Genomic DNA, 24,908 nt, shown 5'->3' with positions numbered 1-24,908 from the left:
AGCTTACCGGGCGGCGCAATCCGAAGACTGGGTGTGACCCCGGCCCTGCCGCCGCTCAGTCGACCGGGTAGACCTGCCCGGTCTGCACGCCGAGCACGCTCTTCGCGAAGGCCTGCCCCACGCGGTGCGACGACACGGGCACGAAGCCGGGGAACGACGAGTGATACGACGGCGCATCCGCGAGCACCGACGGGCTCACGGCGTTGATGCGGATGCCGCGGGGCAGCTCGGTCGCCGCGGCGACGACGAAGGACTCGATGGCTCCGTTCGCGAGCGACGCCGCGGCGCCGGTGGCGATCGGCTCGCGCGAGAGGATGCCGGAGGTCAGCGTGATCGAGCCGCCGTCGCGCACATACGACGTGCCGATGCGCACGACGTCGAGCTGCGACAGCACCTTGCCGCGGAAAGCCGCTTCGTAGTCGCTCCGGCTCAGCTCGTCGAGCGAGCGGAAGGGCACCTCTCCCACGGCGACGATCACGGCATCGATCTGTCCGACCGAGGCGAAGAGGTGCTCCACCGACGCCGAGTCGGTGACATCGACGGACGGCTCGCTGCTGCGCGACGCCGAGATGACCTCGTGTCCGGCCAACGCGTCGACGGCCGTGCGGCCGACCTGTCCACTGGCTCCGATGACCAGGATCCTCATGCTGCCTCCTCCGGATCGCGCGACGATCGCACGACTTTCTCCGACAACGAGCGCGGATGCTGAGACATTCCCGCGCAATCCGCGACGCCTGTCAGACCGCATGCACCATCGCGACTGCCGTCACCGCGATCCCCTCGCCTCGCCCGGGAAACCCGAGTCCGTCGGTCGTGGTCGCCGTGACGGAGACCGGCGCGCCACCGAGCGCGGTGGACAGGACCTGCTCCGCCTCCGCGCGTCGCGTGCTGAAGCGCGGTCGATTGCCCTGGAACTGCGCCGAGACGTTGCCGATCGCGAAACCGGCCTCGGTGAGGATCTCCCGGGTGCGGGCGAGGAAGACGTCCGCGTGTGCGCCGGCGTACTCGGGGTGTGCGGTGCCGAAGTGCTCGCCGATGTCTCCGAGCCCTGCAGCGCCGAGCAGCGCGTCCACGATCGCGTGAGCGACGGCATCGCCGTCGGAGTGCCCGGAGAGCGCCGGCTCCCCCGGCCACTGCAGGCCGGCGAGCCACAGGTTCCCATCTCCACCGAATGCATGCACGTCGGTGCCGAGGCCGACCCGGGGTCCCGTCCACGTCGGGGCGAGATCGGGTGCCGGAATGGCGACAGCCGCCAGCAGCTGGCGGGCGCGCTCGAGGTCGGCGGGCGTGGTGATCTTGAATCCGCTGGGCGAACCCGGGATCTGACGCACGAGATGTCCGGCAGCGGCGAACAGCGCCGCATCATCGGTGTACTCGACGTCCGAGCCGCTCGCAGCATCGTAGGCGGCCTCGAGAAGGGCGCGCGGAAACCCCTGCGGCGTCTGCGCTGCCGCGAGCTCGGAGCGATCCACCGGCGCGATGACCGCGTCTCCCTCGACCCGCTTGAGCGTGTCGACCACGGGGAGCGTCGGGATGACCCCTGTCTCGCCGTCGATCGCCCGGGCCACGGCGTCGATCACTTCCGGCGGGGTCAGCGCGCGCGCCGCGTCATGCACGAGAACTCGCGTGACGTCTCCCCACAGGGCCTTCAGACCGGCGGCGACCGACTGCTGTCTGTTCTCTCCGCCCGTCACGACCCTGCCGAGGTCGACGCGATCGCCGGCCGCAGCACGCACCTCGGTCTCCGCGTCGCCCTCGAACCCTGCGGGGGCGACCACGATGACCTGGGCGGGCCCCGCCGCGAAGACGCCGTCGAGCGCGTGGCGGAGGATCGAATGGCTGTCGATGCCGACGAACGCCTTGGGCGCTCCGGCATTCAGTCGCGTGCCGGAGCCGGCGGCGACGACGATGATCGCGGTGTCAGGGACGGGAAGCATGCTCACCAGGTTCACGTTACCGGCGCGCACGAAAAAAGGCGGATGCCGAAGCACCCGCCTTGTCTCGATCCGCTCAGGAAGCGAGGACCTCGTCGAGCAGCGCGCTCGCCTTGTCCTCGTCGGTCTTCTCCGCCAGAGCCAGCTCCGAGATGAGGATCTGACGAGCCTTCGCCAGCATCCGCTTCTCACCGGCTGACAGACCGCGGTCCTGATCCCGACGCCACAGGTCGCGGACGACCTCGCTCACCTTGATCACGTCGCCGGAGGCGAGCTTCTCGAGGTTCGCCTTGTAACGACGAGACCAGTTCGTGGGCTCTTCGGTGAACGGAGCGCGGAGCACCTCGAACACGTTGTCGAGCCCCTCCCGGCCGATGACATCGCGGACCCCGACCAGATCGACGTTCTCCGCAGGAACCTCGATGATGAGGTCCCCCTGGGTCACGTTGAGCTTCAGGTATTTCTTCGCCTCACCCTTGATGATGCGCTCCTTGACCTCGATGATGGTCGCAGCGCCATGGTGCGGATAGACGACAGTTTCGCCAACCTCAAAAAGCATAAAAACTTGTCCTTTCGGCAACCTCAAGGATACCACAGGGGACATGCGCTAAGGTTCGCGCCGCCGCGTCCTCGGGCGGTGCCCCGCATGCGCATAGAATGGGACGCGGATATCCCGTCGTACCTCAGGAGGACCCGTGAAATCGCGCCTTGTTGCGTCTGCCGCCATCAGCGCCCTCGTTCTTCTGGGCGCGACGGGCTGCACGTTCATCTCGCCGCAGGCGACGACGATCGAATACTCCGCCTCCGACGGCGTCAACGTCTCGGACTCCGACGGTCCCATCGACGTGCGCAATGCCTTCATCGTCGCGAACGAAGACGGATCGGTCGGCAACTTCATCGGCGCCGTGGTCAACCCGACCGCCGACAAGGCGACGCTCACGATGACCGTGTCGGGCTCCGATGAGCCGTTCACCGTCTCCGTGCCCGCGGGCAAGACCGTCAGCTTCGGTGCCGACGAGGAACCGCTGCGCATCGACGGACTCGACACCATGCCCGGCGCGACCATCGAGATCCACTTCCAGTCGGGCGACGGTGCCGGCACGAAGACTCAGGTTCCCGTTCTCGACGGCACTCTGCCGTACTACGCCGACCTCGTGCCCACGGAGCAGAAGTCGACACCGACGCCCGAGCCGGCCCCCACGGACACGGCTGCCCCCGCTCCGGCGGAGTGAGCCGGCGCATACGCTGACGAAGAGGCCGACACCCTGCGGGGTGCCGGCCTCTTCTCCGTCATGGGGACGGGCGTGCCGTCCGACGACTGCGTCAGCCCTCGAAGCGGTACCCGAGACCGCGAACCGTGACGAGCATGACGGGCTCCCCCGGGTTCTCCTCGATGCGGGAGCGGATCCGCTTGATGTGCACGTCGAGCGTCTTCGTGTCTCCGAAGTAGTCGCTCCCCCACACGCGGTCGATCAGCTGACCGCGCGTGAGCACTCGACCCGAATTGCGCATCAGCACCTCGAGGAGCTCGAATTCCTTCAGAGGCATGTTGATCTGCTGTCCGGCGACCGAGACGGTGTGGCGATCGATGTCGAGCGAGACGCGTCCCCCGTCGAGCACGCGCTCGTCGAGCTCGCTGTCGGCCTGCACCACGCGACGAAGGACCGCGCGCATCCGGGCGAGCAGCTCGCGGGACGAGTACGGCTTTGTGACGTAGTCGTCGGCGCCGAGCTCGAGTCCGACGACGATGTCCACCTCCGAGTCCTTGGCCGTGACCATGATGATCGGCACCGCCGAGGTCGAGCGGATCTGCCGGCACACCTCGGTGCCCGGCATGCCGGGCAGCATCAGGTCGAGGAGCACGACGTCGGCGCCACGCTCGCGGAAGGCGGCCAGCGCCCCTGGACCGTCCTCGGCGATCTCGACCTCGTACCCCTCTCGGCGCAGGAGGTAGGCGAGCGGGTCGGCGAGGTCGGGCTCGTCTTCGACGAGAAGGATGCGGGTCATGCGTTCTCTCCGTTTCGGACGCGAGCAGCGGCCTTGGCCGCTTTGCGCTCGCGCTTCTTCTTGTTCTTCTGGTCCTTGTCGATGCTCGGGGGAGCGTCGATCCTCGGAAGCCTGATGGTGAAGGTCGAGCCTCGTCCGGGGCGCGACCAGAGGCGTACTTCGCCGCCGTGGCGCTGTGTCGCATGCTTGACGATCGAGAGTCCGAGCCCCGTTCCGCCGGTGCGGCGGGACCGCGCCTCGTCCGCCCGGTAGAAGCGCTCGAAGATCCGCTCCCGATCCGCCTCCGCGATCCCGATGCCCTGGTCCGAGACCGCCACTTCGACCACCCCTTCATCGGCCTTCACACCGATGCCGACGCGCGATCCCTTCGGGGAGTAGACGATCGCGTTGGCGATGAGGTTGCCGAAGGCCTCGATGAGGATCTGCGAGTCGCCGCGCACCCAGACTCCGCGATCGCCACCGCGGGCGAGTTCGACCCCGGCGGAGTCGGCCTGCACGACGTGCGCCTCGAGCGCGGTGGCGAGAACCTCGTCGATCGAGACGGGCCGCACATCGGACAGCGCATCGTCGGTCTGCAGTCTCGAGAGACTCATGATCCGACCGGTCAGCTGACCGAGACGAGCGGCTTCGGCCGAGATCCGGGTGGCGAAGTGGCGCACCTGAGCAGGGTCGTCGGCCGCCGATTCGATCGCCTCGGCGAGCAGAGTGACGGCTCCCACAGGGGTCTTGAGTTCGTGGCTGGTGTTCGCCACGAAGTCTCGGCGCATCTGATCGAGGCGCTCCTGCTCCGTGACGTCGCGGATGATCAGCAGCGTCATGCGCGGACTGATGGCGCTCGCCCGAGCCGACACGAGCCGTGGATCGAGGCTGAGCCCGCCGCGCGTGATGCGCAGCGACTCGGTCGCCGAACTGCCCTCGATGCGTCCGCCACGCACGAGCTGACGCAGCTCGGGGTTCTCCAGGGGTGCGCCCACCTCGATGCCGAACCTGGTCGCCGCCTTCGAGACGGCGAGCACGAGTCCGGAGGAGTCGACCACGCATGCTGCATCGTCCATGCTGCCGAGCACGGCGGTCACACCCTCCGGGACCACGAGCGAGGTCTCATCGGCCACGCGCGCCCGCGCACGATATGCCCAGGCCACGAGAAGGGAGAGGCCGACGCCGATCACGAGGCCGACGGCCAACGCGAGCAGCGCGATCTGCGGCAAGGTCATAACCCCAGCGTAGAGTGCGTTCACCCGCGGATCGGCGGGTTCGCCCGCCCCTGAGCCACGGCGAGAAGTACTATTCACGTGCTGGGCACCGTTCGTTAACCTTCGGAGCAGACAATCGCTTTCGGGCCTGTGCGGGAGCGCTGTGCTCTCCTCTCGTGCGAGCGGCCCGGCCGTCTCGCGTTGACACCACAGCCGAGACCCGAACGAAAGGTTGCGCCGACATGCGCGAAGTCTTCCATCAGTCCCTCGAGGACCTGCAGTCCCAGCTCGTGGAGATCGCCGACCTCGTCACGGTCTCCATCGACAAGGCCACCCGCTCCTTCGCCACGAGCGATGTCGAGCTGGCCGAAGAGGTCATCGCCGATGACGCCAAGATCGATGCGCTGGCCGTGGCGCTCGACGAGCAGGCCATCGAGATCCTGGCCCGCCAGCAGCCGGTCGCGCGAGACCTGCGCGTCGTCGTCACCGCGCTGCGCGTGAGCGCCTCGCTCGAGCGCATGGGCGACATGTCCGAGCACATCGCCCAGCTCGCGCGCCTGCGCTTCCCCGAGCGCGCGATCCCGAAGGGCCTCAAGGGCACCTTCACGAAGATGGGCGAGCTGGACGTCGAGATCTCGCGCACGCTCTCCGAGCTGCTGCGAACCCAGGACCTGAAGCTGGCCGACACCATCCGCAACACCGACGACGACATCGACGAGCTGCACGCCAGCGTCTTCGAGAAGGTGCTCAGCGACAACTGGAAGGGCGAGGCCACGGCGACGGTCGACGCGACGCTCGCCAGCCGCTACCACGAGCGCTTCGCAGACCACGCGGTCGCGGTCGCCAAGAAGGTCATCTACCTGGCGACCGGCGACTGGCGCATCGAGGAGGAGGACATCGCCCTCGCGGTCGAGCAGCAGCAGGAGCTCGGCCACGCCTGAGCGCCGATGACACGACGAAGGGGGCGGATGCTGTCAGCATCCGCCCCCTTCGTCTGCGGTGTTACTTCTTGCCCTGCGCTGCCACGGCGGCAGCACCGGCGGCGGCAGCCTCGGGGTCGAGGTAGCGGCCGGGACCGGTGGGGACGTTGTTCTCATCGAGCTCGTACACGAGCGGGATGCCGGTGGGGATGTTCAGCTCGGCGATGTCATCGTCGCTGATGCCCTCGAGGTGCTTCACGAGGCCGCGCAGCGAGTTGCCGTGCGCGGTGACGAGGACCGTCTTGCCTGCTTCGAGGTCGGGGACGATCGCGTCGTCCCAGTACGGCAGCAGGCGATCGATGACGAGCTTCAGCGACTCCGTCCGCGGCACCTCGCCGTCGATGTCGGCGTAGCGCACGTCATTCACCTGGCTGAACTCGCTGTCGTCGTCGAGCACGGGCGGCGGCACGTCGAACGAACGGCGCCACAGCTGGAACTGCTCCGGGCCGAACTCCTCGAGCGTCTGCGCCTTGTCCTTGCCCTGCAGAGCGCCGTAGTGACGCTCGTTGAGGCGCCACGAGCGCGTGACCGGGATCCACAGGCGGTCGGCCGCGTCGAGCGCGATGTTCGCGGTCTGGATCGCACGGCTGAGCAGCGAGGTGTGCAGCACGTCGGGCAGGATGCCCGCCTCGGCCAGGAGCTCGCCGCCTCGGCGGGCCTCGTTCCGGCCCTGCTCGTTCAGGCGGACGTCCACCCATCCGGTGAAGAGGTTCAGTTCGTTCCACTCGCTCCGGCCGTGACGGAGCAGGATCAGGGTGCGCTTCGAAGTCATGGCCCCAGTTTATCGGCGCAGCCGGACGCGTCCACGCCCATGCCCTGCGAGGATTGACGCATGGCGTCATCTCCCCTCGGTCGGCCGACCCGCGGCACCACCGGGACGAACAGGCTGCGCCGCAACGACCGCTGGATCGCGGTGAGCCCCGCGTTCCGCCGCGCCGCGGATCCGCTCGTCATCGACCTCGGCTACGGCGCCAGCGGGGTGACCGCCTTCGAGCTCGCCACCCGACTGCAGCGCGTGCGAGCGGATGCCGAGGTGCGCGGCCTCGAGATCGATCCGGTCAGAGTCGCGACCGCGACTCAGCAGCTGGTCGAGGTGCAGGCAGGGAACACCGCCTTCTCGCCCGATCTGCGCGTCTCCTTCGCCCGCGGTGGATTCGAGGTGCCTCTGCCTGCCGGGCGGCGCCCCGCGGTGATCCGCGCGATGAACGTGCTCCGCCAGTACGACGAGTCCGATGTCGCCGCGGCCTGGAGCACGATGGCCGGGCGCCTCGCTCCCGAGGGTCTGCTCGTCGAGGGCACCTGCGACGAGATCGGTCGGGTGTCGAGCTGGGTCGACGTCGACCCGACCGGATCGCCGCTCCGGTTCACGATCTCGCTGCGTCTCGCGGATCTCGAGCATCCGAGCATCGTCGCGGAGCGGCTGCCGAAAGCGCTGATCCACCGCAACGTGCCCGGCGAGCGCGTGCACGCCCTGCTCGTCGACCTCGATCGCGAGTGGAGCCGTGCGGCGCCGTTGTCGGCCTTCGGAGCGACGCAGAGATTCCTGGGCGCGGTCGCCGCTCTGCGCGATCAGGGCTGGCCCGTGCTCGGCGTCAAGAGCCGGTGGCGACTCGGTGAGCTCACGCTCCCCTGGGATGCGGTCGCGCCGCTCCCGTGAAGGGCACTGCTCGCCCCGCGAGTCAGCCCGCCTGGCGCGGATCCGGTGCGCTCGGCCGTCGGGACAGTCGGGTGATACGAGGGATGTCGGCCGTGGCACCGGCATCCGCCGGCACGATCACCTGCTGCGTCGCGGCGATGTCGGCCCCCTCGGCGCGGACGACGAGATCGCCGACCGGCGTGCGACGCGACAGGATCGCGAGCGCGATGGGTCCGTCTTCATGGTGCCGGGCGACCGACGTGATGTGACCGACCTCGTCGTCGCCCGCGAGCACCGCATCGCCGACCGCGGGCAGCACGGCCTCGCTGCCGTCGAGGTGCAGTGCCGCGAGCCTGCGCGGCGGGTGACCCAGGTTGTGGACCTTCGCGACGGTCTCCTGTCCGCGGTAGCAGCCCTTGTTGAGGTGCACGGCGGTGCGGATCCAGTCGGACTCGTGCGGCAGCGAGCGCTCGTCGACCTCGGCCGACCACCGCGGTCGCCAGGCGGCGATGCGCAGTGCCTCGGCGGCGAGGAGTCCGGCGACCTCTTCCGGTGAGAGCGTCGCTGCCAGCGCATCTGCTGCCTCGGCGGTCGCGATGGCGACTTTCCAGGCGAGGTCTGCACCCGGGTGATCGAGGACCTCGGCGTACTGGTGACCGCCCGCGCTCACGCGCTGCCACGGATCGGTCCAGATCAGCGGTGCGCCTGCAGGAGCGGATGCCGCAGCTGCCGCATGCTCAGCCGCCCCTCCTCCGTCGACGAAGCCGAGCAGCGCGAGATCGGGACGCACCGCGACGGTGGCCTGTGTGCGGAACTTCATCCGCGTCAGCCAGGTCGCCAACGCCTCGGCGTCGCCGGCATCCGCGATGAGCCAGGTCGATGCCCCGTCGTCGAGGACGCCGGCGGCGTGCTCGACGCGCCCCTGAGGGTCGAGCACGAGCATCTCGGTGCTCTCGCCGGGCGCGAGCCGGCCGACGGACTGCGAGGTGATGGAATCCAACCAACCGAGTCGTTCCGGTCCCGCGACCTCGATGACCGTCCGGTCGTCGAGCGGCACGATCGCCCCGCCTGAGGCGAGGCGACGCTGCTCACGGAACGCGTCGCCGAAGTGGGCGATCCCGCTGTCGCCGGTCACCGCGCCGGGGATGCCGGAGAAACCGGTCATGTCAGACCTTGGCCAATCGTGCCGACGCGTGCGCCCGCATAGGAGTGCCGAGAGCCGCGATGTCCCAGGCCCAGAGCAGGTGGTTGTCGACGAGTCCGTACATGCGCGTCGCGGCGCCGTACTCCTTGGCACCCGCACCGCGGACGATCGCGTCGGAGGCGATGTCGATGCGCGGACCGTTGATCTCGCCGAGGTAGAGCTCGAGCGTCCCGTCGGCGTGTGCAAGAGAGACCTCGATCGGGAATCCGCCCGATGCCGCGCGCAGTTGCTCGACGTCGTCGACGCCGCGCGTGACCGGCTCGGTCAGCGGCGGCAGCAGCCCGGGGCCGGGATCGGCGGCGGTGGCCGGACGGCTGAGTCTCCAGAAACCGGTCTCGGCGACGAGCGGGAGGGAGACCGCCTGGTCGTCGCCGGTGAACGTCGCAGTGGCCGAGTAGTTGAGGAACGGACCGCCGTCGTGGCTGAAGCTCACGCGATGCGTGAACTCACCCTGTAGACGCTCGTCGCCGACCGGATAGTCGATGACGCCGGTTCCCTCCCAGACGCCGATGAGCCACGAGAGCGGCGCGAGGTCGGCGGGGAGATCGGTGGGGAGCTCGAGCACGATGCTCAGCGCTGGCCGCGGAAGAGGTTTCTCAGCACGACGACCGAGACGAAGGCGATCGCGAGGCTCGCCAGGCCCAGGAGGCCGATGAAGAAGAGTTCGAGCGCCATGAGGTCCATGGCCACCACTTTACCCTGCGGTAGACCCGGTGTCTCGTCTGCGGATCAGGTGAGGAGTGCGGCCAGGCCGAAGCCGACGGAGATCACGCCCATCAGCAGCAGCGCACCGATCGTGCTGGCGCCCACACGGAAGATGAAGCCCTGTGTGCGCCCGTACTGCAGCTGCACGGCGAAGGAGAGGAGCACGATCGCGCCGAACGCGACGAGCAGCCACGGCACCCGCCACTCCTCGGCGACGAAGATGCCCACGCCGACAGCGGCCACCAAGGCGACGGCCCAGACGATGAGCACGCCGACGAAAGCATTACGCGGTGCGAGCGCTGGATCCGTCATGACTCCATTGTCACCCATCAGCGCCCGGTATCATTGCGGCACGGCGTACCCCGCCGTCCGGAAGGAGTGCGTGTGGCCCAGGTCCTGGTGTTGACCAATGCTCCGGTCTCGGAGCAGGTCCTGCCCGCACTCGAGCTCCTCAGCCATCGAGTGCGTCAGATCCCGGCCGAGCCCGCCCAACTCGTGAGCGCCCCCGAGTACGACATCGTGATCGTCGACGGTCGTCTCGATCTCGTCGGGGCGAAGTCCCTCTGCCGCCTGCTGCGGGCCACAGGGCAGGACGCCCCGCTGCTGCTCGTCGTCACCGAGGGCGGCATGAGCGCCCTCTCGGGCGAGTGGGGCATCGACGACGTGCTGCTGTCGACTGCGGGGCCGGCCGAGACCGACGCGCGGGTCAGGCTCGCACTCGCACGCCGTGACGAGGTCGCCGAACCGACCCGCGTACAGGCGTCGGGCGTCACGATCGACGAGCAGTCCTATTCGGCGAAGCTCCGCGGACGCCCGTTGGACCTCACCTACAAGGAGTTCCAGCTGCTGCACTTCCTCGCCACGCACCCCTCTCGCGTGTTCACCCGCGAGCAGCTGCTCAGCGAGGTGTGGGGATACGACTACTTCGGCGGCACCAGAACGGTCGACGTGCACGTCCGCCGACTGCGGGCGAAGCTGGGCGACCAGGAGCAGATCATCGGCACGGTGCGCAACGTCGGCTACCGATTCAACGTCTACGACGAGGAGCCGGTCGCCGCTGCGCGCTGACGCACGAGAGGTCAGTTCACGCGCGCGACACCTCACGGTGCTTAGATGTACCCCATGATCGATCCCGCACTCGCCGACGCAGGTCTCGGTGACGCTGAAGATGACGACTTCGATGCCATCGAGTCCCCGGACGCGCTCCTCCCCGACCACCGCTACCTCGATCGTGAGCTGAGCTGGCTCGCGTTCAACCAGCGCGTGCTCGAGCTGGCGGAGGATCCCTCGCTCCCCGAACTCGAGCGCGCGAACTTCCTCGCCATCTTCGCGAGCAACCTCGATGAGTTCTTCATGGTCCGCGTCGCCGGGCTCAAGCGTCGCATCGTGACCGGCCTGGCCGTGCCCACCAACATCGGCCGCTCCCCCGCCGACGCCCTCGCCGACATCGCTCGCGAGGCGCACGCGCTGCAGCTGCGCCACGCCGACGCGTGGAAGTCGCTGGTGCGACCGGCTCTCGCCGAATCCGGCATCGAGATCACCGAATGGTCCGAGCTCAGCGACGACGAGCGGTCCAAGCTCTCCGAGTACTTCGGCGCGCAGGTCTTCCCCGTCCTCATGCCGCTCGCGGTCGACCCCGCGCACCCCTTCCCGTACATCTCGGGACTGTCGCTCAACCTCGCCATCCGCATCCGCAACGCCCGCACCGGCCGCCAGGAGTTCGCCCGCCTCAAGGTGCCGCCCATGCTTCCCCGCTTCGTCGAGGTGCCCGGAACCGGCGAGATCAAGCGCTTCCTGACGCTCGAGGAACTGATCGCCAACCACCTCGGCGACCTCTTCCCCGGTATGGAGGTCCTCGATCACCACGCCTTCCGCCTGACCCGCAACGAGGACGTGGAGATCGAGGAGGACGAGAGCGAGAACCTCATCCAGGCGCTCGAGGCCGAGCTGCTGCGGCGCCGCTTCGGCCCGCCCATCCGCCTCGAGATCACGGACGACATGGACGAGGTCACGATGGACCTCCTCGTGCGCGAGCTCGAGATCACCGACCAGGAGATCTACCGCCTGCCCGGGCCGCTCGATCTGCGCGGCCTGTTCGACCTGTCGCGCATCGACCGACCCGATCTCCGCTACCCGCCGCATCTGCCCACCACCGCGGTCGCCTTCCAGCCCACCGGCAGCAACACGCGGGCCGACATCTTCAAGGCGATCCGCAAGTCGGACGTGCTCGTGCACCACCCGTACGAGTCGTTCACCACCAGCGTCGTGGCGTTCCTCGAGCAGGCGGCGCGCGACCCGCACGTGCTGGCCATCAAGCAGACGCTCTATCGCACCTCGGGTGACAGCCCGATCGTCGAGGCGCTGATCAACGCCGCCGAGTCCGGCAAGCAGGTGCTGGCGCTGGTCGAGGTCAAGGCCCGCTTCGACGAGGCCAACAACATCGTCTGGGCGCGCAAGCTCGAGAAGGCGGGAGTCCACGTCGTCTACGGCCTCGTCGGACTCAAGACCCACTGCAAGCTCGCCCTCGTCATCCGCGAGGAGGACGGCGTGCTGCGCCACTACTCGCACATCGGCACGGGCAACTACAACCCGAAGACCAGCCGCATCTACGAGGACTTCGGGCTGTTCACCACCGACGCCCAGGTGGGCAAGGACCTCACGCGTCTGTTCAACGAGCTCAGCGGCTACGCGATCGAGAAGAAGTTCAAGCGCCTCCTCGTGGCGCCGCTTCACCTGCGCAAGGGACTGGTGCGCCAGATCGACCACGAGCGCCGCAATGCCGAGGACGGCAAGCCCGCCGGCATCCGCATCAAGGTGAACTCGATGGTCGACGAAGAGGTCATCGACGCTCTGTACCGCGCCAGCGCCGCCGGCGTGAAGGTCGACGTGTGGGTCCGTGGGATCTGCAGCCTGCGCACCGACCTCGAGGGCATCAGCGACAACATCACCGTCCGCAGCATCCTCGGCCGGTACCTCGAGCACTCGCGCATCTTCGCATTCCACAACGACGGCGACGCCCAGGTCTACATCGGCAGCGCCGACATGATGCATCGCAACCTCGACCGCCGCGTCGAGGCGCTGGTGCGCGTCACCGACCCCGTCCACATGAAGGATCTGCTCGATTTCTTCGATCTCGCCATGGACCCGGGAACCACGTCGTGGCACCTCGGAGCCGACGGCGTCTGGACCCGCCACGCCGAGGATGCCGCAGGCAAGCCCCTCGTCGACCTGCAGGACAAGACCATGGGGTTGATCCAGCGGCGTCGTCGAGCACGGGCGGTTCGATGAGCGCGCACACGAGCACCCAGACCGCACGGTCGAAATGGACGGACAAAGCCGTGTATGCGGCCGGCGCGGTCGTGTGGAGGCTCATCGACGGCAAGCTGCGCATCCTCCTGATCCATCGCACGAAGTACCGCGATGTCACGCTCCCCAAGGGCAAGGTGGATCCCGGCGAGATGCTCGCCGAGACCGCGGTGCGCGAGGTGCATGAGGAGACCGGCATCCGCGTCTCCCTCGGCGTGCCCGTCGGCGTCAGTCGATACCACCTGCCGTCGAGCAAGCAGAAGGTCGTGCACTACTGGGCGGCCGAGGCGACGGCCGACGCGATCCGCGCCTCGACCTTCGTGCCCAATCGCGAGATCGCCGCCCTCGAATGGGTGAGCGTCAAGAAGGCCCGCGCCCGGCTGAGCTACCCCGTCGACATCGAGATCCTCGACTTCTTCACGCAGCTCGTCGACGACGGCGTGCTGCGCACCTTCCCGATCATCGCTCTGCGTCATGCGAAGGCGCTTTCGCGCTCGGACTGGGACGGGGCGGATGCCGCACGGCCTCTGACAGACCGCGGCGAGCAGCAGGCGAAGTCGATCGTCGGTCCGCTGCGGGCCTTCGGTGTGCGCAAGATCATCACGAGCGATGCCGTGCGCTGCATGCAGACCGTGGCGCCCCTCGCGAAAGCCCTCGACCGCAAGACCGTCACCACCCCGAAGATCAGTCAGGATGCGTGGGAGGACGGTGACGACGATCTGCGTTCCGTGGTCGGCCGGCGCGTGCGCTCCGGCAAGCCCGCCGTGCTGTGCAGCCATGGCCCGGTCCTCCCCGGAATCCTGACGGAGATCGCGCTGGCGACCGGCACCGTCCGCGGCTCGTACGTGAGCAGCGCAGCCGACCTCGAACCGGCCGCCTTCTCGGTCGTCCACCTCTCGGCGTCGAATCCGGGGTCGGGGATCATCGCGATCGAGACGCACATCCCCAAGGCGTGACACCGTCCGTCTCGCGCCGCGAGCCGTGGGAAGGCCGCACCCGGTTCCGGGTGCGGCCTTTCGCATGCCCCAGAGAGACGCGTGCCGTTCACCTCCCGTTCACCTGCGCGGGAGAGTCTCGTTAACCGCCGCACATAGCGTCACTGTGTGCCCTGCACCGGGCCCCACCCATCAAAGATCGAAGGATCCACAGTGAAGATCTCCCGAATCGCACGTATCGGCGCCGTCGGCGCCGTTGCCGCTCTCGCACTCGCCGGCTGTGCCGCGAACGAAGGCGGAACCGGCGGCTCCACCGACGCCCCGAGCGAGTCCACGCTCTCCGGCACGATCGAGGCCACCGGCGCCTCCTCGCAGGAGGCCGCGCAGCAGTCCTGGGTCGCCGCATTCCAGACCGCCAACCCCGACACGACGGTGAACTACACCGCCACCGGTTCGGGCACCGGCCGCGAGAACTTCATCGCCGGCTCCTCGAACTTCATCGGCTCCGACCGCGCGTTCGACGCCGACGAGCTCGCCGCAGGCGGCTTCGGCTCGTGCACCTCCGACGACATCGTCGAGATCCCCGTCTACATCTCGCCCGTCGCCGTCGCGTTCAACCTCGAGGGCATCGACGAGCTGAACCTCGACGGCCAGACCATCGCGAAGATCTTCTCCGGCGCCATCACCAACTGGAACGACGCCGCCATCGCCTCGCAGAACGAGGGCGTGGAGCTTCCCGACCAGGCGATCGTCCCCGTGCACCGCGCAGACGCGTCGGGCACGCAGGAGACCTTCACCAAGTACCTCAGCGCCGTCGCCCCCGACGTGTGGACCTACGAGGCCAGCGACGAGTGGCCGCTGTCGACCGGTGAGGCCGGCGACGGCACCTCGGGCGTCGTCGACGCGATCACCAACGGTGTCGGCTACATCGGCTTCGCCGACGCATCACGCACCGCTGACCTGGGCCAGGTCGCCGTCGAGGTCGAGGGCGAGTACGTCGCGTACTCCGCCGAGGCAGCCGCAGCGCTCGTCGAGGCATCCCCGCTCGAGGAGGGGCGCTCCGACCACGACCTCGCGTACGCCGTCGACCCGGCCGCAGCGCCCGCCGGCTCGTACCCGATCGCACTCGTCTCGTACCTCATCGGCTGCGTCGAGTACGACGACGCCGAGACCGCCGGTCTCGTGAAGGCGTACTTCCAGTACGTCGCATCGGCCGAGGGCCAGGACGCTGCAGCAGAGGCCGCGGGCAGCGCCCCGATCTCGGACAGCCTGCGCGAGCAGATCAACACGGCGATCGACGCGATCGTCACGGAGTGATCGACGGCTCAGCACACCGCTGAGCCCCGGTCCCGACGCCCCCGTGGTGTCGGTCGTAGGACTCGACCGACACCGCGGGGGCACCCGCATGAAAACCCCGAACGTCCCTCAGAGCCTGGAGTCGCTCCGATGACCACAACCTCAACGGGTCCCGATACCACCCGTTCCACCGGGACGCGCACCGCTCCCCGCCGCCGCGGCGACCTCGTCTTCTCGGGCACCGCGCTGGCGGCGGGAATCATCATCCTCGTCACCCTCGCCGCGGTGGCCGTCTTCCTCATCGTGCAGGCGATCCCCGCACTGTCGTCCGACACCTCCAACAACCACATCCTCGAAGGGCAGTCGTTCCTGTCGTGGGTGTGGCCGTTCGTCTTCGGAACGCTGTGGTCGAGCTTCATCGCCCTCGTCATCGCCGCCCCGATCGCCATCGGCATCGCGCTCTTCATCTCGCACTACGCCCCTCGCCGCCTCGCCGGCGTCCTCGGCTACATCATCGACCTGCTGGCCGCCGTGCCCTCGGTCGTCTTCGGCCTCTGGGGAGCGCTCACCTTCGCGCCGATGCTCGTGCCCTTCTACAAGTGGCTGAACACGAACCTCGGCTTCATCCCGCTCTTCAGCGGAACGCCCTCCGGAACCGGCAAGACGATCCTCACCGCCTCCCTGGTGCTCGCGGTGATGATCCTGCCGATCATGACCGCGATCTGCCGCGAGGTCTTCCTGCAGACGCCGAAGCTTCACGAAGAGGCGGCCCTCGCGCTGGGAGCCACGCGCTGGGAGATGGTCCGGATGGCCGTGCTCCCCTTCGCACGCAGCGGAATGGTGTCGGGCGCGATGCTCGGTCTCGGTCGCGCACTCGGCGAGACGATGGCAGTGACCCTCGTGCTCTCGCCGCTCGGCATCGTCACCTTCAACCTGATCAACCCGGAGAACCCCACGACGATCCCTGCGATCATCGCGCTGCGGTTCCCCGAGGCCCACGACGAAGGCGTCAACACGCTGATCGCCGCGGGTCTGATCCTCTTCATCGTCACCTTCGCGGTCAACTTCGTGGCCCGCTGGATCGTCTCGCGCCGCGCCGAGTTCTCGGGAGCCAACTGACATGACCGCCACTCTCACGCCCTCACCGTCGCCCGCGTCCGTCGTCGCCCCGACGCACATCACCTCGGCCGGCCACCTGCCCAAGTGGGCCCCCTGGGCACTGCTGCTGGTCGCATTCGTCGTGTCGGCGACGATCTTCGCCTTCATGAACGTGGGCAACGACCCCGCCGACTTCAACATCGCTCTGACGCTCGTCGTCGGCCTGCTGTTCTACATGGTGCTCATCATGGTGATCTCCACCGTGGTCGAGAGCCGTCGCCACGCGATCGACCGTCTCATGACGGCGCTGGTCTCCGGCGCCTTCGTGGTCGCGCTCCTGCCCCTGATCTCGCTGCTCTACACCGTGGTCGTCAACGGCCTCATGCGGTTCGACGGAGAGTTCTTCAGCTTCTCGATGCGCAACATCGTCGGCGAGGGCGGCGGCGCGGTGCACGCCATCTGGGGCACACTGCTCATCACCCTCGGCGCGACGATCATCTCGGTGCCGATCGGTCTGATGACCTCGATCTACCTCGTCGAGTACGGCGAAGGCCGCAAGCTCGCTCGCGGCATCACCTTCCTCGTCGACGTCATGACCGGCATCCCGTCGATCGTCGCCGGTCTCTTCATCTACTCGGTCTTCTCGATCATCGTCGGACCGGGCACGCGAATGGGCATCATGGGTTCGCTCGCGCTCTCGGTGCTGATGATCCCGGTCGTCGTGCGCGGCTCGGAAGAGCTGCTGCGCATCGTGCCGAACGAGCTCCGCGAGGCGGCCTACGCACTCGGCGTGCCGAAGTGGCTCACCATCCTCAAGGTCGTGCTGCCCACCGCGATCGCCGGGATCCTGACGAGCATCATGCTGGCCATCTCCCGAGTGATCGGCGAGACCGCCCCGCTGCTGCTCACCGTCGGAATCGTGCAGGGCATGAACCTCAACATGTTCAGCGGCCAGATGGCCACACTGCCGGTGTTCTCGTACATGCAGGCCAAATACCCCGGCATCCCCGTCGATGCCTACCTCGAGCGGGCCTGGGCAGCCGCCCTCACCCTGATCGTCATCGTGATGGTGCTGAACCTCCTGGCTCGCGTCATCGCCAAGGTGTTCGCCCCCAAGATCAACGGCCGCTGAGCCGTCATACCCGACTGAAGAAGAAGAAGGATTTCACGTGTCCAAGAGCATCGAAGTCAACGACCTCAACGTCTACTACAGCGACTTCCTCGCGGTCGAAGGCGTCAGCATCGACATCAAGCCCAACACCGTCACGGCCTTCATCGGCCCCTCGGGCTGCGGCAAGTCCACGTTCCTGCGCACCCTGAACCGCATGCATGAGGTCATCCCCGGCGCGCGCGTCGAGGGCGAGGTGCTGATCGACGGCAAGAACCTCTACGGCACCGGGGTCGACCCCGTGCTCGTGCGCCGCCAGGTCGGCATGGTCTTCCAGCGCCCGAACCCGTTCCCGACCATGTCGATCAAGGAGAATGTGCTCGCGGGCGTCAAGCTCAACAACACGCGCATGGCCAAGAGCGACCAGGATGCCCTGGTCGAGAAGTCGCTGCGTGGGGCGAACCTCTGGAACGAGGTCAAGGACCGCCTCGACCGCCCGGGCTCCGGCCTGTCCGGCGGTCAGCAGCAGCGTCTCTGCATCGCGCGTGCCATCGCCGTCTCCCCCGACGTGATCCTCATGGACGAGCCCTGCTCGGCGCTCGACCCGATCTCGACCTTCGCGATCGAGGAGCTCATCGCCGAGATCAAGACCCAGTACACGGTCGTCATCGTGACGCACAACATGCAGCAGGCGAGCCGCGTGTCCGACAAGACGGCGTTCTTCAACATCGCGGGCACCGGCAAGCCGGGCAAGCTCATCGAGTACGACGACACCCGCACGATGTTCACCACTCCGTCTGTCCAGGCCACCGAGGACTACGTCTCGGGTCGCTTCGGATAAGCATCCGCCTCAGCTTCGACCGGGCGCCCGTTCTTCGCGGGCACAGCTTCGGAGCTGCTGGTCCGAAACGCCGTGCGACCCTCTGGTCCCACGGCGTTTCGTCGTTTTAGTCCGAATCGGTGCCCGGGGCCAGACCGCGGCACTCATCCTGCAGAGACGAGCCAGGACGAATTGCGTCCACAGATGCCGGCATCATGGTCGAGAACGAGCATCGGGATCGCGGATGCTCCTCTGATGTGCAGCTCATCATCGATCGAGATCTGGACCTGGCGCGACCTTCGGGCGAGAAGCTCACGCCGGGCTCTCGACGCTCGCGTGCGGCGCGGGCAGCTCCGTCGAATCCGACGGGGGGTCTACGCTGCCGACACGGCCTGCGCGAGCGCCGTCGAGGCTGCTGAGCATGGAGGCTCTCTGGGATGCGCCAGCGCAGCACGGCACCTCGGCATCTGGGTTCTCGAGGATCCAGCTCTGCACGTCTGGCTTCGCGCAGACAGACACCATCACCCAGGCGTCAGCCGTGAGTGCACCTGCATCCGTCATTGGGATTCAGGCGCTTCCTCGCGAACGTTCGGGCTCCCTTCGGCACCTCGGATACTGCTGCAGATGCTCCACTGCCGCGGCGGCGAGGCGTTCTTCGTCGCGCTCGAGTCCGCGCGCCGCCTCGGCCTGATCGACGGCGATGGGCTGCGATGGCTGCGGCTGCACGTCGATGCCTTTGGACGAGACCTGATCGACTTCTCCCGCGCGGATGCCGACAGCGGCCTGGAGTCACTCGTTCGGCTGCGACTCCGCAAGTACGGATGGTTCGTCCGCTGCCAAGTGCGGTTCGTCGCGAGCGGCATCGTCGATCTCATGATCGATGATTGGCTTCTCATCGAGACGGATGGCAAGGCGAATCATGAGGGACAGTCGCATCGACACCGCGATCTCACCCGGGACGCCACGGCCGCCGCGTGGGGGCACGCCACACTTCGGTTCGACTATGCGATGGTCATACATGACTGGGATCTCGTCGAGCGAGCGATTGTCGGAATGATGGCGCTCAGGCCCTGATCATTCTCGGATCGGCGCCCCATTTACGGGCACAACTTCGGATGCCGGTCGACGACGCGCCGATCCGGGTGACTGCGCGCGGCGGGTCGGTCGAGAGCTCCGAAGTTGTGCCCGTAGCGGGCGGTCGGGCCAAGCGGACGGCACCTCAGTCGCGGGGCGAGAGGAGGTAGTCGTTCAGCTCGGCCGTCAGGGCGTGATCGACCGGGATGTCGACTCCGTCGACGGCGGTGATCGGGGCGGCGAGGCGGACGCTCGAGACCAGCCATGCGGCATCAGCCCGGGGAAGGTCGGATGCCGGCACTCGGCTGTATTCTGCGACGAGCCCCTTCCCGGCCAGGTAGTCGTAGACGCTCAGCTGCGTCGTGCCGTGCAGGATGCCGCCGTTCGGGGCCGGTGTCACGAAGCGATCCCCGACACGCAGGATCAGCGACGCGGTCGGCGCCTCGAGCACGAAGCCGTCACGCGACAGGAAGATGGCGTCGTCGGCTCCTCGTCGATGCGCCTCGCGAAGCGCCGCCATGTTCACGGCGTAGGAGAGCGTCTTGGCGCCCAGCAGCAGCCACGGTGCTTTCTCGGCAACGTCGAGGTCGTATCCGCGGTCGAGGGTGACGACGCGGATGCCCTGTTCCCGCACAGTCGAGAAGTCGGATGCCGGCGCCGCCGTTACCCAGGCCGTCGGCGTGGGGCCGTGCTCGACGCCTCGGCTGAGGATGAGCTTGATGACGTACTCGCCCTGCTCGCAGTGTGCGGCGGCCCGCTCGATCGCCTGGTGCCACTGCGCCTGGTTGGGAAGCGGCAGATCGCACAGCTGCGCCGAGTGAGCCAACCGCTCGAGATGCGGCACGACCTCCTGCGCATGACCGTCGATCACGCCGATCGACTCGAACACTCCGTCGCCGCGCTGCGTGCTCAGCTCCCCCACGCTGAGCGCGGGAGCGGCCGCATCGACGAGAGTGAAAGTCTCTGCGAAGTCGGAACGGTCGACGTCAGCCGCCGCAGGATCGATCATCAGAGCAAAGCGCCGTGTCATGATCCGAGCCTAGGGCCCCGGGAATAGCTGCAGCATGATCTTGTTACAATGGAGTGGCCGGGCCGCATAACCCCGGGCTCCAATTTTTGCCGCCGCGAGCGGCCTTCCGCCGAGAGGCGTTTTTGCGGCCCGGTCTTCTCATGCCCGGGCCGGGGTTGTGCCCGTCGCGAGTCCGCGAGGGCGCGCACTCACCCGGACGCATCCGCTCAGGCGAGGGCTCCGGAACGCCACAGCACAGCGGAGGCCGACAGATCCTGCGCATAGCTGCTCAGCCGCAGGGCGCGGGTGGTGAGCTCACTGGCGCGCGACGGCTCGGTCGGCTCGTAATCGTCCGCTGTGTGCGTCGCTCCCGAGGCCTGGACCCGGCAGAACGCCGCCGCCCGGTCCAGGGCGACCGCGAAGTCCCCCCGGAACGCGCCACGGAGGATCGTGTCGATCAGCGCGACGAGCTCATCGGGGTTCGCCGGCACCGGCGCCCCGGCGATCACGGCATCCACCGACGCCAGTTCCACCCTGCCGCGCTCGTAGAGCAGGGCAGCGGTCTGCGGGTCGCCGTGGATCGCCAGCTGCAGGATGTAGAGCCGCCAGAGGGCGCCCGGCAGGGTGCGGGACGGTGCCTTCGACCAGAGCTCGGCGATCTCGTCGATGCCGTGCTCATCGGTGAAGGCGACGAGTCTGTCAGCGCTCACACCGCTCTCGTCGGCACGGACACGGGTCAGCAGAGCGGATGCCGTCGCGTGCGCGATGCGCGTCTCCTCGGCGGGATCGTGACTGCCGACGATGTTGTCGAAGGCGCTGGTGGGCCGGCGCACCGGACGGGAGAACTGCTCAGGCATCAGTCCAGGGTACGCGCGATCCGGGAGGTCAGGCTGTCGGAATCACGACGACGGGGTCGGTCGTCGGCAGGCCGGAGGGCGAACCGCCGTCCTGCTCCACCGTGACCGCGATCACGTCGCCCGCCTGCATCTCTCCGGCGAGCACTGCCGTCGCTTCGCCGTCTTCGGCCGCGAACACGCCTGCCGGCACCGGGGTGTCGCCTCGGACGTACCAGAGCTCGTAGGTCTCCCCCTCGGCGAGCGACGGGATGCCGTCGGTCACGAGCACGGACTTGCCGAGAGACGCCGACCAGTGCGCGGTCGCGGTGCCACCGCTCTCGAGAGAGACGCTGGCCTGCTGAGCATCATCGGCCGACTGGATGTCCTCGAGAGCGACGACGCTGGCCGGACGGTTGATGTACGTGTTGATCGCGACAGCGCCCGCTCCCACACCGACGAGCAGTGCGAGGCACGCGGCGAGCGCGAAGAGGAAGCGGAGGCGGTGTGCCGGAGCCTTCGGCGCGGCTTCCCCACCGAGAGCGGTCGGAGCGGAGTCCTCCGCAGGCGCGGCATCCGACGTCTCGTCCGCCAGGGCGTCAGGGGTCGAATCGGCGAACACGATGTCGCCGTTCTGCGGTGTCTCCGCGATCCGTGCGAGCAGCGTCGCGCGGATGTCGGGCGACGGAACCACCGGAGCTGCGCCGTCGGCGAGGAATCCTGCGCTGTCGGCATCCGCATCGACGATGCTCTGCCACTCGGGATGCGCTGCGAGAGCGGCGTGATAGCGCTGCTGGTCGTCGGGCGACAGCGCGTCGAGTGCCGCTCCTGCCGCGAGTTCTGCGAATTCCTGCTCGTTCATGCCGTCACCCCCATAGCTGTCCTCAGACGCGAGAGCCCATCTCGCATCCGTGTCTTGATCGTCCCCAGCGGTGCCCCGACGAGCACTGCCACTTCGTTTTGACTGTAACCGCCGTAGTAGGCCAGGACGAGAGCTTCGCGCTGAGCCTCAGGAAGGCCCGAGAGTGCGTGAACGACCTTCTCGCCCTCGATGCCCAGCTCCACCGTCTCCGCGACACTGTCGTGCGCGACTCCGATATCCCTGAACCCGGCTCGCACGTCTCGGTCCGCACTGGACTGGGACGCCCGAACCCGGTCGACCGCACGACGGTGCGCGATCGTCATCACCCAGGTTCTTCCCTGTCCCTTGTTCGGAGCGAACTTCGTAGCGGATTGCCAGATCTCCAAGAAGACTTCCTGAAGCACCTCTTCGCTCTGCGAGCGATTGACGAGAACCCTGAGGATGAGGCCGAAGACGCGAGACGACAGACTGTCGTAGAGCTCCGCGAACGCACGCTGGTCACCGTCGCCGATGCGCAGAAGCAGGTCAGCGACAGCATCCCGAGCCGTACCGTCTTCCGGTACGTCCATTCCGTCGATGACCATCTCTAACAGCATGCCGCATCCACCCCGCTTTCCCGTGCAGCCGCCACCCGAAAGTGACGGAAATGAGTCCTCTTAAGTGCGGTTCGTCGAATGATGTTCGCGGCCGACCCCCGGAACGGATTGGATTCGACGACTCGAAAAAAACTTTGCGATTTCTCCCATCCGATCCCGACGGGGCTCCGAACGACTGTCAACGCCACGGAGAGGCCGTGGCAGTGTTCTGAAGGAGCTTGAGATGTTCAGCACCAAGAAGAAGGTCACCGCAGCCATCACCCTCGGCCTTGCGAGCGCATTCCTGCTCTCCGCATGTTCCATGGGCGGCACCACCGAAGAGCCGGCAGAGTCGACGGCCCCCGAGTCGTCCGAGACGATGGCTCCCGAGACCGAGACGATGGACCCGGCCGCCAACCTGGTCGGCCCCGGCTGCGCCGCATACGCAGAGGCTGTGCCGGACGGCGCAGGCTCCGTCGAGGGCATGGCTCTCGACCCGGTCGCCACCGCCGCATCGAACAACCCGCTGCTCACCACGCTGGTGGCGGCAGTCAGCGGACAGCTGAACCCCGACGTCAACCTCGTCGACACGCTCAACGGCGACGAGTTCACCGTCTTCGCTCCGGTCGATGACGCCTTCGCGAAGATCGACCCGGCCACCATCGAGGCTCTCAAGACGGACAGCGCCACGCTGAGCTCGATTCTGACCTACCACGTGATCCCCGGACAGCTGACCCCCGATGAGATCGTCGGAACGCACGCCACCGTGCAGGGTGCAGACGTCGAGGTCACCGGCAGCGGCGACGACCTGATGGTCAACGACGCGACCGTCATCTGCGGTGGAGTCCAGACCGCGAACGCCACCGTGTACCTCGTGGACACGGTTCTGATGCCCCCGGCCGAGTAAGGCCCGGGAACGCCGAGGCGGACACTCGGTAAGCCATCTCACCTCTCGGGGGAGGTCGGTGGGATGGTGCAAGGAGCCGCTGACGACATCGTCGTCAGCGGCTCCTTCTTTGCGCCCTAGACTGGAGGGGCGGGCCTCTAGCTCAGTTGGCAGAGCATCGGACTTTTAATCCGCGGGTCGTGGGTTCGAGCCCCACGGGGCCCACCGTTATCACCGTCGGCCGGATCCGGCCACCCCCTTCACCGCATCCGCGTCCTGCGAGAGAGTCGTGGCATCCCCATCCGGGACATCCACCCCACGAAAGGACGCATCATGGCGACTCTCACCGACAGCCGAGTGGCATTCCTCGCGACAGACGGATTCGAGGACAGCGAGCTGACCAGTCCGTGGGAAGCAGTGCAGGGCGAGGGCGCGAGCGCCACGCTCATCGCACCGGACGGACAGCAGATCACCGGCAAGAACGGTCACGTGCAGCACGTCGACCTCACCTCCGAGAAGGCCACGGCCGACGAGTTCGACGCTCTCGTGCTTCCGGGCGGTGTCGTGAACGCCGACCACCTGCGGCTCGACAAGGCATCCATCGACCTCGCGCGCTCGTTCTTCGAGCAGCACAAGCCCGTCGCCGTCATCTGCCACGGCGCCTGGATCCTGATCGAGGCCGGCGTGGTCGACGGACGGACGCTGACCAGCTACCCGAGCCTCGCGACCGACCTCCGCAATGCCGGAGCCACCTGGGTCGACGAGGAGGTCGTGGTCGATGCGGGGCTCGTCTCGAGCCGCACGCCCGACGACCTTCCCGCGTTCAACGCGAAGCTGATCGAAGAGGTCGCTGAAGGCAAGCACGCCGAGCAGACCGCGTGATCTGAGCACCGGGCGGTCCGGTGTCAGGCGCCCGCGCGCGCCCGGTGACGCCGGACCGCCGCTCTGTTCGCACAGCGCACCGAGCAGAACCGCTGGCGGCCGTTGCGCGTCACATCGACGACCACGTTCGTGCAGGGCGAGGCCTCGCAGCGCCCGAGTCGATCCATGCCGCGGGTGACCAGGTGCAGCGAGGTTCCGACGGCGAAGATCGCACGGAGAACGTAGGGCAGAGACTGGACGTCGTCGCGGTAGTGCAGGTGCCAGCCTTCGCCGTCGTGGTTCGTGAGGCGAGGGTAGGCCGCCGCCTGGGCCATCTGCGCGTTGAGGATCTCCGCGCGGGCGTCCGGGTCCCGTGCGTCGACGATCGTCAACCAGTCGTCGACCACTTCTCTCACGCGTGCGCGGTCGTCCGCCGCGGGTGGGAACGTCATCGTCATCCCCATCTCGAGTGTGCGCTGCTCGATGCCCGGACGGTCGGCGGGGAAGTCGTCGGCGAGGGATGCCGCGAGAAGCACCGCGTATTCTCCGTAAGGGTTGAGATGCATAAGGCCATTACATCACGCTG

At 67.8% G+C, this 24,908-nt stretch carries 27 protein-coding genes and 1 tRNA gene; 14 read left to right on the top strand and 14 right to left on the bottom strand.

Features of this window, described 5'->3' with window-relative positions; translation table 11 throughout:
* Positions 1–55: 55 nt before the first annotated feature.
* The 3 genes from QRN21_RS11510 to QRN21_RS11500 form a co-directional block, all read right to left on the bottom strand.
* A complete protein-coding gene (locus QRN21_RS11510) occupies positions 56–646 on the bottom strand; it encodes a short chain dehydrogenase (protein WP_056279884.1) in 591 nt (196 codons plus the stop codon).
* Between the two features lie 91 nt (positions 647–737).
* Entirely contained in the window at positions 738–1,943 is a 1,206-nt protein-coding gene (gene ispD / locus QRN21_RS11505; protein WP_285364154.1) for a 2-C-methyl-D-erythritol 4-phosphate cytidylyltransferase, read from the bottom strand.
* A 67-nt stretch (positions 1,944–2,010) separates the two neighbouring features.
* The gene (locus QRN21_RS11500; RefSeq protein ID WP_053097304.1) at positions 2,011–2,493 is read right to left on the bottom strand and encodes a CarD family transcriptional regulator; all 483 of its coding nucleotides are present in this window, start codon (positions 2,491–2,493) and stop codon (positions 2,011–2,013) included.
* Positions 2,494–2,629: 136 nt separating this feature from the next.
* Between QRN21_RS11500 and QRN21_RS11495 the strand changes: the two genes are divergently transcribed.
* Positions 2,630–3,166, top strand: coding sequence for a hypothetical protein (locus QRN21_RS11495; protein WP_053097306.1), 537 nt, complete (start codon positions 2,630–2,632; stop codon positions 3,164–3,166).
* A 91-nt stretch (positions 3,167–3,257) separates the two neighbouring features.
* Here QRN21_RS11495 and QRN21_RS11490 read toward each other — a convergent pair whose 3' ends face one another.
* Together QRN21_RS11490 and QRN21_RS11485 are read right to left on the bottom strand one after the other, a co-directional pair.
* Positions 3,258–3,941 carry a response regulator gene (locus QRN21_RS11490; RefSeq protein ID WP_053097307.1) on the bottom strand — a complete coding sequence of 228 codons (684 nt, stop codon included), beginning with the start codon at positions 3,939–3,941 and terminating at the stop codon, positions 3,258–3,260.
* Complete coding sequence (locus tag QRN21_RS11485; RefSeq protein WP_072591611.1) at positions 3,938–5,155, bottom strand: sensor histidine kinase; 1,218 nt, start codon at positions 5,153–5,155, stop codon at positions 3,938–3,940. Before QRN21_RS11485 ends, QRN21_RS11490 begins: the two co-directional genes overlap by 4 nt.
* Positions 5,156–5,376: 221 nt before the next feature.
* On the opposite strand from QRN21_RS11485, the gene phoU reads away from it, so the two are divergent.
* Positions 5,377–6,075: a phosphate signaling complex protein PhoU gene (gene phoU / locus QRN21_RS11480; protein WP_053097311.1), complete on the top strand. Its 699-nt coding sequence runs from the start codon at positions 5,377–5,379 to the stop codon at positions 6,073–6,075.
* A gap of 61 nt (positions 6,076–6,136) precedes the next feature.
* Here phoU and QRN21_RS11475 read toward each other — a convergent pair whose 3' ends face one another.
* A complete protein-coding gene (locus QRN21_RS11475) occupies positions 6,137–6,886 on the bottom strand; it encodes a phosphoglyceromutase (protein ID WP_187250566.1) in 750 nt (249 codons plus the stop codon).
* Positions 6,887–6,946: 60 nt separating this feature from the next.
* On the opposite strand from QRN21_RS11475, the gene QRN21_RS11470 reads away from it, so the two are divergent.
* Positions 6,947–7,771: a class I SAM-dependent methyltransferase gene (locus tag QRN21_RS11470; RefSeq protein WP_285364149.1), complete on the top strand. Its 825-nt coding sequence runs from the start codon at positions 6,947–6,949 to the stop codon at positions 7,769–7,771.
* 22 nt (positions 7,772–7,793) lie between these two features.
* Here the strand turns inward: QRN21_RS11470 and ygfZ are convergent, their stop codons facing one another.
* The 3 genes from ygfZ to QRN21_RS11455 all read right to left on the bottom strand — a co-directional run bounded on the left by ygfZ (position 7,794) and on the right by QRN21_RS11455 (position 9,971).
* Positions 7,794–8,915 (bottom strand): CAF17-like 4Fe-4S cluster assembly/insertion protein YgfZ, encoded by a 1,122-nt coding sequence (gene ygfZ / locus QRN21_RS11465; RefSeq protein ID WP_285364148.1) that lies wholly within the window; start codon positions 8,913–8,915, stop codon positions 7,794–7,796.
* A gap of 1 nt (position 8,916) precedes the next feature.
* Positions 8,917–9,519, bottom strand: coding sequence for a nitrobindin family protein (locus QRN21_RS11460; protein ID WP_053097319.1), 603 nt, complete (start codon positions 9,517–9,519; stop codon positions 8,917–8,919).
* 164 nt (positions 9,520–9,683) lie between these two features.
* Complete coding sequence (locus QRN21_RS11455; protein WP_053099202.1) at positions 9,684–9,971, bottom strand: hypothetical protein; 288 nt, start codon at positions 9,969–9,971, stop codon at positions 9,684–9,686.
* A 72-nt stretch (positions 9,972–10,043) separates the two neighbouring features.
* On the opposite strand from QRN21_RS11455, the gene QRN21_RS11450 reads away from it, so the two are divergent.
* The 8 genes from QRN21_RS11450 to QRN21_RS11415 all read left to right on the top strand — a co-directional run bounded on the left by QRN21_RS11450 (position 10,044) and on the right by QRN21_RS11415 (position 19,296).
* On the top strand, positions 10,044–10,727 hold the full coding sequence (locus QRN21_RS11450) for a winged helix-turn-helix transcriptional regulator (protein ID WP_053097321.1): 684 nt from the start codon (positions 10,044–10,046) through the stop codon (positions 10,725–10,727).
* Between the two features lie 54 nt (positions 10,728–10,781).
* Positions 10,782–12,947, top strand: a complete 2,166-nt coding sequence (locus tag QRN21_RS11445) for an RNA degradosome polyphosphate kinase (protein WP_053097323.1) — start codon at positions 10,782–10,784, stop codon at positions 12,945–12,947.
* Positions 12,944–13,921 carry an NUDIX hydrolase gene (locus QRN21_RS11440; protein WP_053097325.1) on the top strand — a complete coding sequence of 326 codons (978 nt, stop codon included), beginning with the start codon at positions 12,944–12,946 and terminating at the stop codon, positions 13,919–13,921. The genes QRN21_RS11445 and QRN21_RS11440 overlap by 4 nt, the downstream gene beginning before the upstream one ends.
* A 192-nt stretch (positions 13,922–14,113) precedes the next feature.
* Complete coding sequence (gene pstS / locus QRN21_RS11435) at positions 14,114–15,217, top strand: phosphate ABC transporter substrate-binding protein PstS (protein WP_053097327.1); 1,104 nt, start codon at positions 14,114–14,116, stop codon at positions 15,215–15,217.
* A gap of 129 nt (positions 15,218–15,346) precedes the next feature.
* Positions 15,347–16,315 carry a phosphate ABC transporter permease subunit PstC gene (gene pstC, locus QRN21_RS11430; protein ID WP_053097329.1) on the top strand — a complete coding sequence of 323 codons (969 nt, stop codon included), beginning with the start codon at positions 15,347–15,349 and terminating at the stop codon, positions 16,313–16,315.
* 1 nt (position 16,316) lies between these two features.
* Positions 16,317–17,426: a phosphate ABC transporter permease PstA gene (pstA, locus tag QRN21_RS11425; RefSeq protein ID WP_053097332.1), complete on the top strand. Its 1,110-nt coding sequence runs from the start codon at positions 16,317–16,319 to the stop codon at positions 17,424–17,426.
* A 37-nt stretch (positions 17,427–17,463) separates the two neighbouring features.
* The gene (gene pstB, locus QRN21_RS11420; RefSeq protein ID WP_045254296.1) at positions 17,464–18,243 is read left to right on the top strand and encodes a phosphate ABC transporter ATP-binding protein PstB; all 780 of its coding nucleotides are present in this window, start codon (positions 17,464–17,466) and stop codon (positions 18,241–18,243) included.
* A 603-nt stretch (positions 18,244–18,846) separates the two neighbouring features.
* On the top strand, positions 18,847–19,296 hold the full coding sequence (locus QRN21_RS11415; protein WP_285364147.1) for a DUF559 domain-containing protein: 450 nt from the start codon (positions 18,847–18,849) through the stop codon (positions 19,294–19,296).
* A 145-nt stretch (positions 19,297–19,441) separates the two neighbouring features.
* On the opposite strand, the gene QRN21_RS11410 is transcribed toward QRN21_RS11415, so the two are convergent.
* The 4 genes from QRN21_RS11410 to sigK form a co-directional block, all read right to left on the bottom strand.
* Complete coding sequence (locus QRN21_RS11410) at positions 19,442–20,326, bottom strand: aminodeoxychorismate lyase (RefSeq protein ID WP_056279875.1); 885 nt, start codon at positions 20,324–20,326, stop codon at positions 19,442–19,444.
* A gap of 206 nt (positions 20,327–20,532) precedes the next feature.
* The gene (locus QRN21_RS11405) at positions 20,533–21,162 is read right to left on the bottom strand and encodes a hypothetical protein (RefSeq protein ID WP_053097335.1); all 630 of its coding nucleotides are present in this window, start codon (positions 21,160–21,162) and stop codon (positions 20,533–20,535) included.
* A 28-nt stretch (positions 21,163–21,190) separates the two neighbouring features.
* Positions 21,191–22,000, bottom strand: a complete 810-nt coding sequence (locus QRN21_RS11400; RefSeq protein WP_072591616.1) for an anti-sigma factor — start codon at positions 21,998–22,000, stop codon at positions 21,191–21,193.
* Positions 21,997–22,596, bottom strand: coding sequence for an ECF RNA polymerase sigma factor SigK (gene sigK, locus QRN21_RS11395; protein WP_171821930.1), 600 nt, complete (start codon positions 22,594–22,596; stop codon positions 21,997–21,999). The genes QRN21_RS11400 and sigK overlap by 4 nt, the downstream gene beginning before the upstream one ends.
* Positions 22,597–22,819: 223 nt before the next feature.
* Here sigK and QRN21_RS11390 point away from each other — a divergent pair, with 223 nt between their 5' ends.
* The 3 genes from QRN21_RS11390 (at position 22,820) to QRN21_RS11380 (ending at position 24,343) form a co-directional block, all read left to right on the top strand.
* On the top strand, positions 22,820–23,482 hold the full coding sequence (locus QRN21_RS11390; RefSeq protein ID WP_053097339.1) for a fasciclin domain-containing protein: 663 nt from the start codon (positions 22,820–22,822) through the stop codon (positions 23,480–23,482).
* Between the two features lie 131 nt (positions 23,483–23,613).
* Positions 23,614–23,686 (top strand) — tRNA-Lys (locus QRN21_RS11385).
* A 108-nt stretch (positions 23,687–23,794) separates the two neighbouring features.
* A complete protein-coding gene (locus tag QRN21_RS11380; RefSeq protein ID WP_053097341.1) occupies positions 23,795–24,343 on the top strand; it encodes a type 1 glutamine amidotransferase domain-containing protein in 549 nt (182 codons plus the stop codon).
* Between the two features lie 23 nt (positions 24,344–24,366).
* Here the strand turns inward: QRN21_RS11380 and QRN21_RS11375 are convergent, their stop codons facing one another.
* Positions 24,367–24,888, bottom strand: coding sequence for a CGNR zinc finger domain-containing protein (locus tag QRN21_RS11375; protein ID WP_285364146.1), 522 nt, complete (start codon positions 24,886–24,888; stop codon positions 24,367–24,369).
* Positions 24,889–24,908: the final 20 nt, after the last annotated feature.

This window comes from Microbacterium sp. LMC-P-041, from assembly GCF_030209555.1.
Lineage (GTDB): Bacteria > Actinomycetota > Actinomycetes > Actinomycetales > Microbacteriaceae > Microbacterium.
This window is presented reverse-complemented; position numbering and strand designations above follow the sequence as displayed.